The organism is Mesorhizobium ciceri biovar biserrulae WSM1271, from assembly GCF_000185905.1.
In the GTDB taxonomy this organism is placed as follows: Bacteria; Pseudomonadota; Alphaproteobacteria; order Rhizobiales; family Rhizobiaceae; genus Mesorhizobium; species Mesorhizobium ciceri.
This window is the reverse complement of record NC_014923.1, coordinates 4,231,293-4,243,274: the sequence shown is the minus strand read 5'-3', so window position 1 is coordinate 4,243,274 and position 11,982 is coordinate 4,231,293. Positions and strand designations below refer to the sequence as shown.

7 protein-coding genes are annotated in these 11,982 nt (G+C 63.5%); 5 read left to right on the top strand and 2 right to left on the bottom strand.

Annotated features, from left to right (window positions below; all coding sequences use genetic code 11):
- The first annotated feature begins 27 nt into the window (after nt 1-27).
- From MESCI_RS20625 to MESCI_RS20610, 4 genes are all read left to right on the top strand, one after another.
- Nucleotides 28-1,215 (top strand): MlaE family ABC transporter permease, encoded by a 1,188-nt coding sequence (locus MESCI_RS20625; RefSeq protein WP_013531885.1) that lies wholly within the window; start codon nt 28-30, stop codon nt 1,213-1,215.
- A 1-nt stretch (nt 1,216) separates the two neighbouring features.
- Entirely contained in the window at nt 1,217-2,038 is an 822-nt protein-coding gene (locus MESCI_RS20620) for an ABC transporter ATP-binding protein (protein WP_013531884.1), read from the top strand.
- 14 nt (nt 2,039-2,052) lie between these two features.
- Nucleotides 2,053-3,426: an MlaD family protein gene (locus MESCI_RS20615; RefSeq protein ID WP_013531883.1), complete on the top strand. Its 1,374-nt coding sequence runs from the start codon at nt 2,053-2,055 to the stop codon at nt 3,424-3,426.
- 79 nt (nt 3,427-3,505) lie between these two features.
- Complete coding sequence (locus tag MESCI_RS20610; RefSeq protein ID WP_407067818.1) at nt 3,506-4,114, top strand: ABC-type transport auxiliary lipoprotein family protein; 609 nt, start codon at nt 3,506-3,508, stop codon at nt 4,112-4,114.
- Nucleotides 4,115-4,166: 52 nt separating this feature from the next.
- Here MESCI_RS20610 and MESCI_RS20605 read toward each other — a convergent pair whose 3' ends face one another.
- Both MESCI_RS20605 and MESCI_RS20600 read right to left on the bottom strand, forming a co-directional pair.
- Nucleotides 4,167-4,781, bottom strand: a complete 615-nt coding sequence (locus tag MESCI_RS20605; RefSeq protein ID WP_013531881.1) for a 3'-5' exonuclease — start codon at nt 4,779-4,781, stop codon at nt 4,167-4,169.
- Nucleotides 4,782-4,967: 186 nt separating this feature from the next.
- Nucleotides 4,968-11,273 (bottom strand): kinesin, encoded by a 6,306-nt coding sequence (locus tag MESCI_RS20600; protein WP_013531880.1) that lies wholly within the window; start codon nt 11,271-11,273, stop codon nt 4,968-4,970.
- A gap of 272 nt (nt 11,274-11,545) precedes the next feature.
- Between MESCI_RS20600 and MESCI_RS20595 the strand changes: the two genes are divergently transcribed.
- The gene (locus MESCI_RS20595) at nt 11,546-11,914 is read left to right on the top strand and encodes an Hpt domain-containing protein (RefSeq protein ID WP_013531879.1); all 369 of its coding nucleotides are present in this window, start codon (nt 11,546-11,548) and stop codon (nt 11,912-11,914) included.
- Nucleotides 11,915-11,982 lie beyond the last annotated feature (68 nt).

Below are 11,982 nucleotides of genomic sequence, written 5' to 3'. Positions count from 1 at the left end.
CAGACCCGTCAGGCTAAACAGGACGCCATGTTGACCATCGGCAAGCGCGACGCAAGCGGCACGACCGCAGGGGAGGCTGACCACGAACCGCGCGTGGCGATCGGCGAGGAGGACGGCGTTCTTGGCTGCGCTTTCTCCGGAATCTGGACGACACGGACCGTTGCACTCGTCGACGCCGACATGCGCAAGATCGAAAAGCGAAGCGGCTTCAAAACCTTGGCGCTCGATGTTTCCAAGATCGAGAAGATGGACACTGCCGGCGCCTGGCTGATCGACCGGTTGGTCAGCGCCTTCGAGAAGAAGGGCGTCGAGATCCAGATGCAAGGCCAGAGCGAGATCGCTTCGATCCTGCTCGAAGCTGTCGGCGAGGCCGTGCGGCGCGAACCCGAATCCGGCCCGGTGCGACCGCCCAACATCGTCATTCGCGCGCTGGAGGCGGTTGGCCGCCGGGTCTACGAGATGCGCGACGATTTTCTGGCCTCGATGAACATCCTCGGCGCCACCATCCGTGGCGCGCAGATGAAGCTCGGCCGTGGCCATGCGGTCAACCCGGCGGCGATTTTCAACCAGATCGACCGTATGGGCGTCGGCGCCATTCCGGTGGTGGTGCTGATGTCGGCGATCGTCGGCGCCATCGTCGCCCAGCAGGGCGCCTATCAGCTCAGCTATTTCGGCGCCGATATCTTCGTCGTCGACCTCGTCGGCGTGCTGATCCTGCGCGAACTCGGCGTGCTGATGACGGCGATCATGATCGCCGGCCGCTCCGGCAGCGCGATCACCGCCGAGATCGGCTCGATGAAGATGCGCGAGGAGGTCGACGCGCTGAAGGTCATCGGACTTAACCCGATCGGCGTCCTGGTCTTTCCGCGCCTTGTGGCGCTGGTCATCGCCTTGCCGTGCCTGACCATCATCGCCAATTTCGCCGCACTCGGCGGCGGCATCCTGGCTGCCTGGCTCTATTCCGACATTCCACCCGCCGCCTTCATCGACCGGCTGCGTGTCGCCATCGATCTCAGCACCATCTTTGCGGGCCTGATCAAGGCGCCGTTCATGGCCATGATCATCGGCACGATTGCCTCGGTCGAAGGCATGAAGGTCGGCGGCAGCGCCGAATCGCTCGGCCAGCACGTCACCGCCTCTGTGGTGAAGTCGATCTTCGTCGTCATCATCCTCGACGGGCTTTTTGCCATGTTCTACGCAGCGATCGAGTTCTGAGATGAAGCTGCGAAACAGGAAAAGGGCGGGTGCATTGGCGGATGACGCGGGCGAGGGCGATATCGTGCTTTCCGCGCACGACATCAGCGTTTCCTTTGCCGACAAGCTTATCCTCGACAGACTGTCGCTCGACATAAGGCGCGGCGAAATCCTTGGATTTGTCGGCGCCTCGGGCGCTGGCAAATCCGTTCTACTGCGCACCATTCTCGGCCTGACGCGCAAGCAGTCGGGCACCATCAAGCTGTTCGGCGTCGATATCGAGAAGGCTGATGATGCCGAGCGTCTGCGCATCGACATGCGGCTTGGCGTGCTGTTCCAGCACGGCGCCCTGTTCTCGGCGCTGACGGTGCTGGAAAACGTCCAGGTGCCGATGCGCGAATATCTCGACCTGCCGCGAAAGCTGATGGACGAACTGGCGATGCTCAAGATCGAGCTGGTCGGGCTGCCGCCCGACGCGGCGCAAAAATTCCCATCCGAACTGTCCGGCGGCATGATCAAGCGCGCCGCACTGGCGCGGGCGCTGGCGCTCGATCCCGACATCGTCTTCCTCGACGAGCCGACATCGGGTCTCGATCCGATCAGCGCGGCGGAGTTCGACGAGCTGGTGGTCAAGCTGCGCGATACGATGGATCTGACCGTCTACATGGTGACGCATGACCTCGACACGCTGTTCACCGCTTGCGACCGGGTGGCCGTGCTCGGCAAGAAGAAAGTGCTGGTCGAAGGCACCATCGACGACATGCTGAAGAGCGAGGAACCGTGGGTAAAGTCCTATTTCCGCGGAAAACGCGCCCGGCAACTTGATCTTGCGGCGCGCGCATAGCCATAAGTGGGACAATGGAAACCAGAGCCAACTACGTCATTGTCGGCATCTTCACGCTGGCCGCGATCCTGGCGGCGTTTGCCTTCGTCTACTGGACGGCGGCGATCGGCGACAAGGGCGAGACGACGTTGCTGCGCGTGCGTATTCCGGGCTCGGCCTCCGGGCTCGGCCGCGGAAGTTTCGTGCTGTTCAACGGCGTCAAGGTCGGCGACGTCAAGCGCGTCTATATCGATGTCGACAATCCGACGGTTGCCATCGCCGATACCGAGATCGACCGCATGACGCCGATCACCAAATCGACGCAAGCCGATATCGGGCTTGCCGGCCTGACCGGGCAGGCCAACATCGAGCTCAAGGGCGCCGATCCCAAGGAGGTAAAGCTCCTCGACCAAGCGGAAAAGGAAGGCAAGGTCGCCGAGATCGTCGCCAACCCGTCGGCGGTGACCAACCTCTTGCAGACGGCGCAGAATATTTTTACCCGCGCCGACAAGGTGCTGACCGAGCTCGAAGGCTTCACCAAGGACGTTCGCGGGCCGCTGACGCAGACCGTCCAGAACGTCCAGACCTTCTCCGATGCGCTGGCCAAGAATTCGGACGGCATCGACAAGTTCCTGTCCGCGGCCAGCACGCTGGCCGATGAGCTGAAAGGCGTTTCCGGCAAACTCGACGGCACGCTGAAGGCGGCCGAAGGCCTTCTCAACGCGGTCGACAAGGACAAGATCAAGAGCATCGTCGCCAATGTCGACGCAGTAACCGGTAACCTCAAGGAGACGTCGAAGCAGCTCGACGGCGTGATCAAGAACGTCGATACAGCCGTGGGGTCGGTCAACGACTTCGCCAAACGGACGCAAGGCACGCTGGCCAAAGTCGACAACGTGCTCGACGGTATCGATCCCGCACAAGTGCGCTCGGCGCTCGCCAACATCCAAAAGGCCAGCGAGAGCGCCGACAAGGCCGCCGCCGACATCGCGGAGGTGACCCACAAGTTCGCCAACCGGGCCGACGACATCGACCAGACGATCAAGGACGCAAAGCAGCTCGCGCAACGGCTCAACGATGCCTCGGTGCGGGTCGATGGCATTCTTGCCAAGGTCGATACCTTGCTCGGGTCGGGGCAGGCCGACGGCGTGATGGCGGATGCGAGGGCGACGCTGAAGTCGTTCAAGCAGGTTGCCGACACGCTGAATGCCCGCCTTGGCGTCATCACCGACAATCTGGCGCGATTCTCGGGCCAGGGGCTTTCGAACGTCGAAGCGCTGGTGCAGGACAGCCGCCGTTCGATCAGCCGCATCGAGGAGGCGGTAACCGATCTCAGCCGCAATCCGCAGCGCATCCTGTCGGGTGGCGACGGCGAGGTTCGGCAATTCGATGGCAGGGCGCGGCGTTGACTTCGGCGTCGGCGCGCCCCAGAAACATGAGCCGCGAAAGCGGGTCGATCTTACGATCCGGGGACAACGGGGATCGCGCGTGAAGTCTGTGTGGGTGAAAACGGGCGGGTTGACATCGGCTGCGGCACTGCTTGCCTTGACGCTGGCCGGCTGTGCGGCGTTGGGCGGCAAGCCCGCGCCGCTCGATACGTTCGAGCTGTCGGCGCCGTCGGTCGACGCGCATGGCCACAGCCGCCGCCAGATCCTGATCGCGCAGCCGTCGGCGCTCAAGGCGCTGGACAGCCAGAACATCGTCATCAAGCCGTCGGATCGTTCGATCCAGTATCTCAAGGGCGCGCAATGGGCCGACCGGCTGCCGCTGATCGTGCAGGCGCGGCTGGCCGAGACCTTCCAGCGCTCGGGCAGCTTTGCCGGCGTCGGCAAGCCGGGCGAGGGCCTGGCGATCGACTATCAGGTGATCGTCGAGATCCGCTCATTCGAGGTTCGGGTCGACGGCGGCGAACATGCCGAGGTCGATCTGTTCGTGCGGATCCTGAACGATCGCAACGGCGAGGTCCGTGCTTCCAAGAGCTTCACCGCAGCCGCACCCGTCTCGGGCAGCGGCAATCCTGCTTATGTCAGCGCACTCGACAAGGCGTTCGGCGACGCCGCCGGGCAGATCGTGCGCTGGACGGATTCGGTGATCTGAGCGCGACGCGCGCCGGAATCCCACCAGGCTTCATCCCACCAGGCTTCTCTACCTACAAGTGGTCGAAGATCTCCGGCCGGAGCTTTCCGATCTTCATCAAGTGCTGCAGGGTGTAGGTCACGGACAGCGCGTCATCGAGCGCATCGTGCCCCTGCAATGGCGGGTGCTTGACGCCGTAGTAATCCGCAAGCTTGTTGCTCGGCGTTCTCGCCAGATCCTCGATCGGCATTCCGGCTGCGATCAGCAGCTTGACGGCGTTGTCAAACCGGGTGGCTGGGATCGAAGGCTGAATGCCCGCGACATAGCAGCTGATGGCGATCATGTTCAATTCGTCCTTGCCCCAGGACCAGAATCGCGCCCCTTCGGAAAAACGATCGATGTCGGCGAGGGCATCCCCTAGTGCCACCCCTTTTGTCTCCAAATCTTCCTCGGTGATGCCGGTCAGTTTGGTGAAGAATGGGTCCAGGGCGTATCTCTGACCAAACCGGTCGACCGGTCTGATATAGGCCTTGTGTGTTCCGAGCAGGGGGAAGTCGCCTTCAAGTCCAAGCCTGACGGCGCCGATCTGTGCGATCACCGGGTCGGGATCGTGGGCCGCGCACCAGAATCTGCGTTGCGAGCCCTCCAGGCAAAGAAACTCGCAGTCGAAAATGATTGCCGTCTTCACGATCACACCCTGCGAGCGTTAGGGCAGCGGTACTGTGGATGAATTATGGCGCCGTCGGGAGATCGACTTAGGGCGGATTCCGAAGGCATCGATAGTCTTGCAAGACCTGTTGCGGGCAGGTTCAACGCGTGCCGGACGTTAGAGCAGGCACAGGCGGGACCATGGCCCGCCTGTTCAATTCCTGTCTTAGTGCAGGCGGCCGCTCGCATGCGCCAGCATGGTGTAGACCTTGCCGGTGTCCGACGTCAGGTAGGTCTGCGCCATGATGTTGTCGCGGTCGTTGCGCGAGACATCCTTGAGCAGCTTCTCGAAATCGTCGCAGTAGCGGTCGACGGCGGCGCGGAACTCGGCCTCGGCCTGATACTTGCGACGGATCTCGTCGAACGTCTGCTGACCCTTCAGCGTGTAGAGCCGCCTTGTGAACACGTCACGCTCGCCGCGCCGGTAGCGGTTCCACAGCTCGATCGAGGCATCGTGGTCGATGGCCCGCGCGATATCGACGGAGAGCGAGTTCAGCGATTCGACGACATGAAGGGGCGAGCGCTGGGCAGGCGTAGCGCGGGGCGCTTCCGCAGCCGCTGGGGGAGCTGCCGACCTGAGGTCCTCCTCGTTCGATGCCGCGGTCAGCAGATCGCGTACCCAGCCACCCTGCGGCGTGCGGGCGCTGGCATCGCCGCGCGGACGCGGTGCCGCCTCGGTCGGACGGTCAAGGTCGAGCGTGCCGCGCAATGCAGGGCCGCCCAAGGGCGCCTGAGGCGTGCGCAGGTCCGGCTGCGGTGCCGGTGCTCGGCGCGGCGGCTCGGCAGCGCGTGCGGCCGGCGCTTGCGGCGCCGGACGCAGGTTGCGTGGCTCGGACCCTTCACCGCCGCGGCCGGACTTGGCCACGATGTCCGAAAGCTCCTTCAGGGCGTTGATCTGCTCGGAAACGGCGCGGCGGATGGCCGAAGTCGATTCCTTGGCCTCTTCCGGCATTTCGATGACGCCCTTCTTGAGCTCGGCGCGGGTCAGGTCGAGCTCGCTCTTGATCGAACCCGCGGTGCGCCGCATCTCCTCGGTCGCATCGGCAAAGCGCTTGGTTGCCGAGTCGACGACGTCGGTGATGGCGTTGCGGATCTTGTCGGCCGACTCCATCGTCTTGCCTTCGGCGTTCTGCAGCGTCTGGCCGACGAGATTTTCGAACGAGCGCATGACCCTTTCGAGATCTTCCGACTTCTTGACCAGGCCGACGGCGAGGTCTTCGAGCGACGACTGCCGTTCGAGCGTGTGCTCGAGGTTGCTCTGGGCCGAGCTCAACAGGTCCGAAGCACTGGAGAGCAGGCGGCTGTGCTCGTCGAACTTGGTGGCAATCGACGCGACCTCGCGCAAGGTGGACGACGACAGTTCCGTCAACCTTGTCGTGTTCGAATCGACCAGACGTGCCGAGCTGGCAAAGGTCTGCGCGGCCTTCTCGGTGGTGGCGGCGAAGCTTTGCGTGCTGCCGCTCAGGCGTTCATCGACCTGGCCGAGATTGACCGCGGCCTGCTCGATCAGCTGACCGAGCTGCGAACTGGACTTGGTCATCCGGCCGATGAGGTCGGCGACGCTGTCGGACAGCGACGAGCGGGCACCCTCGACCGCCGACAAGGTTTCGGCGGTGCGGTTGGCGAGCGCGTCGACAAGTGCGGCATTCTCGCTGCGCAGCTTCTCGGTGGCGCGTTCTGTGACCTCTTCCATGCTCTTTTGCAGTTCCGAGCCGCCCTGGGCGAAGCGCTCGACCAAAGGCCGTGCGGTTTCGTCGAGGATCTTCGACATTTCGGCCGAACGCGCCGCGAGCATGGTGTTGAGTTCGCGGGTGTTGGCGCCGATCGTCTTGGCGGCATCGTTGGTGCTCTGGCCGATATGCTGGCCAACCGCGGTGAAGGTCTCGGCGATCACATTGGCGCGCGAGACGAGTTGCGCCTCGGCGTTCGACACCTGCTCGTTGAGCTTCTGGCCCATCGTCTCGGCCGTAAAGGCGAGGCGGTTCTCGACGCCCGAGATCTGCTCTTCGACACGGGCTGCCGCGGCCGCCGCGCTCGAGGCGAGACGCTCGTCGGCGCCGGCAAGCGCCTGCTCGATTTCGCGGGCATGCACGGCCATTTCCTGGCCGGTCCGCCTTGCGCGTTCGGCAACCCGTTGCTCGGTATCGGCAAAGGCACCGACGATGGTCTCGGCATGCTCGCCGATCGTGGTGGTGCTGCTGGCGATGCGTGACACCAGCCGCTGATCCGCGTCGTCGAAGATACGGCCGATTTCGGAGGCACGACTCGACAAGGCTTCCGAACCCTCGGCGATGCGCGAGACGAGCTGCTGGTCGGCGGCATCGAAGATGCGGCCAAGGTCCGATGCGCGTGCGGCAAGCGCTTCGGCCGATTCGCCGATCCGCATGCCGAGCCGCTGGTCGGCGCCTTCGAAGTTGCGCAGGATGTCGCCGGCGCGCGCGGCCAGCGACTGGGCCGTTTCGATGGCGCGGGCGACCAGCTTCTGGTCGGCGGCATCGAACGTGCCAGCAATTTCGCTTGCACGAGCTGCCAGATGGTCGGCGGTGTCCTGAGCCCGGGCGGTCAGCTGATCTGCGGTTTCCTGGGCGCGGGCGGCAAGCTTCTGGTCTGCCGCTTCGAAGGTGCCGGCGATCTGATTTGCGCGAGCGGCCAGTTGATCGGCGGTTTCATGGGCACGGGCCAGCAGCGAGCTGGACGTGTCGTCCGCGCGGGCAAGCAAGGCGTTCGACGTATCTTCTGCACGGGCGTGCAGGCGACGGTCGGCCTCCTCGAAGGTGCGGGCGATGTCTTCGGCCCGCGCCAGCAGGGCGGCGGAGGTCTGCTCGGCGCGCTCGGCGATCTTCCGGTCGGCGTCGCTGAACGCGGCACCGGCCTGCTCGTGCAGGGTGCTGGTGACTTCCAGCACCTTTTCGCGCAGGGCGCCGGCGACAAACACGGCGCTCTTCTCGAGCACGGCGCGGACGTTGTCGACGCCTGTCGAGAGCGCACGTTCCATGGTGCCGGCGCGCTCCTCGATGATGCCGGTCTGGCGACTGAACGCCTGCTCGATCTTCTCGACATCGGCAGCGATCGCGTCGGAAATGCCGGTGCTTCTGGCAGCGATCTGGTCGATATGGCCCGACAGCGAGCGGTCAACGTCCTTGCGGGTCTCGGCGAGCTTGCCGAGATCGTCTTCCAGCGCGCGGGTCAACATATTGCGGCCTTCGGACAGCTTGCCGACATGTCCGGCGATGACGTCGTCGATGTCGCTGCGGCTTTCGGTCAGCTTCTGCAGGTCGGCTTCGAGGGCGCGTTTGAGAATGTCGCGGCCCTCGGCCAGCTTCTCGACCTGGCCGGCAACCAGACCGTCGATGCTGGAGCGGCTTTCGGCCAGCTTGGCGAGATCGGCTTCCAGCGCGCGCTTGAGAACATCGCGACCTTCGGCGAGTTTCTCGACCTGGCCGGCGACCAGACCGTCGATGCTTGAGCGGCTCTCGGCCAGTTTGGCAAGATCGTCCTCGAGCGCCTTGGACAGGGTCGAGCGCTCCTGGACAAGCCTTTCCGCGTGGCTGTTAACGAGGCCACCGACGTTTTCGAGGTCGGCTTCAAGCGCTTTCGACAGCGTCGAACGATCCTGGACGAGCCTTTCGGAATGGCTGTTGACCAAGCCATTGACGCTTTCGAGGTCAGCCTCGAGTGCCCGGGCGAACTGTGCCCGGTCATCGACCAGTTTCTGCGACTGGTCGGCAATGGTCCCCTTGATCGCATTGAGGTCGGATTCCAGAGCGCGCCGCAGAATATCTCGGCCCTCGGACAACTTCTCGACCTGACCCGCAACCAGCCCGTCGATGCTGGAGCGGCTGTCGGCCAGCTTGGCGAGGTCGTCCTCAAGGGCCCTGGACAGGGCGGAGCGGTCTTGGACAAGCTTGTTCATGTGATCGGCGATGACGCTGTTCACATTCTGCAGGTCGGCTTCCAGGACCCGGGAAAGCTGACCGCGATCCTCGGCCAGCTTTTCCGACTGGCTTGAGATAACGCCCTTGATCGTGTTCAGGTCGGATTCCAGCGCGCGCTTGAGAATGTCGCGGCCTTCCGCCAGCTTCTCGACCTGACCGGCGACCAGACCGTCGATGCTCGAACGGCTTTCGGCCAGCTTGGCAAGGTCGGCTTCAAGGGTCTGCGACAGCAGGCTGCGGTCCTCGGCCAACCGTCCCGAATGGCTTTCGATCAGGCCGCGTATGCCGGACAGATCATTGTCGAGCGAATGGGAAAGCTGCGTGCGGTCTTCCGCCAGTTTGGCGGAATGGGTTTCGATGAGGCTCTTGATGCCGACGATGTCGTTTTCCAACGCCTTGGCGAGCACGGCGCGGCCTTCGGCGATTTTTTCCACCTGACCGGCGACCAGGCCGTCGATGTCGGCGCGGCTGTCGGACAGTTTTCCGAGATCGGCTTCCAAAGCGCGCGACAGAATGTTGCGGCCCTCGGCGAGTTTTCCGACATGTCCGGCGACCATTTCATCAATGATCGTACGAGCTTGCACCAGCTTCCCGGAGTCTTCATTCAAGGCAATAGAGAGCCTGTTGCGACCTTCTTCCAGCCTTTCGAGATGGCTGCCGAGCGATGCATCGATGGCCGCCCGCGATTCATTGACCTTGCGCAGATCCTCTTCGAGAGCGCGCGAGATCAGGCTGCGGCCTTCGGCCAGCTTCTGCACCTGGTTGGTTACTGCCGCATCGATGCCGGCGCGGCCCTCGGCGAACTTCGCCAGGTCGGCCTCCATGGCCGCGGCCATGCGCTCGCGGCTTTCGGACAGTTTCCTGCTGTGGTTCTCGACAGCTTCCTCGATGCCGACGCGGGCGTCGGCGAGCCGCTGGATGTCACTGTCGAACGAACGCGACACGACGTGACGGGCGGCTTCCATGCGTCCGGCGAAGTCGCTGGCGCGGGCTTCGAGCATAGAGGAGGTCGAAGTGACGATGTCGGCCATGTCGGCGCCGATCTGGGTCTTGCCCTGATCGATCATCGCCGACAGCGTGTCCTTGCTCTCGGCGAAGGTGTGCGCGATTTCGCGGGCGCGCTCGACCAGCGTTTCATTGATCTGGCGGGCGCGGGCCTCGAGTGCCGCATTGAGCTTCTGCGTTCCGGTGTCGAGCGCCTCGGCGCGGGTCTGGAACTCGCTGATCAGCGCCTGGCCGCGTTCGGCGAGCGTGCGCTCGATGCCGTTGAGGCTGGCCTCGAATTCGGAATTGAGGGTGCGCGCGGCGCCGCCAAGCAGCGACACCATGCCGGTGGTGCGATCGTCGAGCAGATCGGTCAACGACCGCGTCAGTCCGTCCGTGGTGTCCGTCAGCTTGGCAATGCGGGTGTCGAGAAGGCTGGCGAAGGCCTCGCCCGAGGTCGACAGGCGGTCGGTGATCGAATCGAGCCGGCCTTCGACGGAATCGAAGATCGACATCGAGCTTTCGTTGATGCGGTCGATCAGCGTGTCGCCGGAATTGGTGATCGTCATCGACAATTTGGTCGATGCATTGAGGATCGAGTCGCGAATGATGTCGGAAGCCGCGCCGATCTCGTCCTTCAGCGTCTCATGCGCGCCGGTAATCGAGGCGCGGACGCGCTCGGCATGGGTGACGACGGCTTCGCGCTCGCTGCCGAGCCCGTCGACCAGCGAACGGATGCGGGATTCATTCTCGGAATAGGAGCGTTCGATCTGGTTGACTTCGCTGTGGACAAGCGTTTCCAGTTCGACGGCGCGGGCAAGCGTGCGTTCGATGCCTTCGCCCATGGCCGCGACCTCGCGACGAACGGCCTGGCCGATCATCATGACGCGATCCTGGGCAAGGTTTTCCGGCTCGGTCAGGCGGAAGGCCACTTCGGTCATCGACTGTGCGGCGATGCGCATTTCCTGGGCGCGGCGAATCATGGCGGCGAAGGCCCAGAACAGGATGACAGGCACGATGGCCGCGACGGCGAGGCCGATCAGTTCCGGACGGGCGAGGAACTGGTCGAGCGTGCGGATTCTCCAAATGCTCGGTCCGAAAAGCAGATTGGCCAAACCACCGGCACCGGCGAACCAGGCGAGCGAAACGAAGGCGACGACCCAGTAAATGGTGTTCGAGGCACGCCTGTTGAGGCTGTGCAGGAGCGTCTTGTAATCCTTCTGGCGATCGTCATTGGCCGGCGCGAAACCTGCGGGCTGGGCGCCATTGCGCGGTTCCACGGGGCGCAATTCGGCAGGTTTGGCCTTGGGCGCGGGTTTCGCGGCCTGGTTTTGGTTGACCACCGGCTCCGGGTTCTGTTCCGGCTTATGATTGCGTCCCTCGCGCGCCAGCTCGTCGGCCGCCTGGGATATCTGCGCTTCAAGATCCTCCATCGAAGCCGCGATATCGAGGTCGCCGCTGCCGATCTCATTGCTGAGGTCGAGATCGAGCGCCTTTTCCAGTTCCCTGGCCACTTCGCTGTCGAGAGTTCTCGTCGTCGGTTTCTTTGCCATGCCTTCGCTACCCTGTACTAGCTGCCGCGGGCTTATAATTCTGTTTGTCTTGCCCCGCGCAGGAGGCTGAAAATGGACCCCTCGTATCGTAATGACACAGGGGGGTAAAGAAAACATGCATTCCGCGGGATACGTAAAACTTTAAATATAAGGTTAACGGAACTGTGATTTGGACGCCGCTTTGGCAACATTTTTCCGGGCCATTCATTAACCCGTTGTCCATTGGATTCGCCTAGGTTTTTGGGCGAGTCGAAGAAACGGAGTTCGAGTTCATGCGTGGCGAAAGCGGCATCGCCTTCACAATGCCCGGGGGAGATGTATCCGGACCAAGACGGTCACGGCCGGTCGATTTGGCACACCTTGCCCGCCAGACGATGGGTGACCGCAGCCTTGAGCAAGAGGTTCTGGCGCTATTTGTACAGCAGGCGCTGTCCGTGCGCGACAGAATAGTCGACGCCGATATCAAGGACCGGCTTCTGCTCGCCCATGGATTAAAGGGTTCGGCACGGGGCGTGGGCGCCTTTGCCATCGCCGATTGCGCCACCGAGATCGAGCACCGGCCGGAAGACGGCCAGACGCTCAAGCGGCTTGGTACGCTGATCGACGAAGTGCGCGATTTCATCGCCGCCATCAACCGCTGAATCCGCGCCGAATCCGATTTGCGGAAAAACGTCATCGGGCGGCGCTTTCATGCGGCAGTTGACTTGTC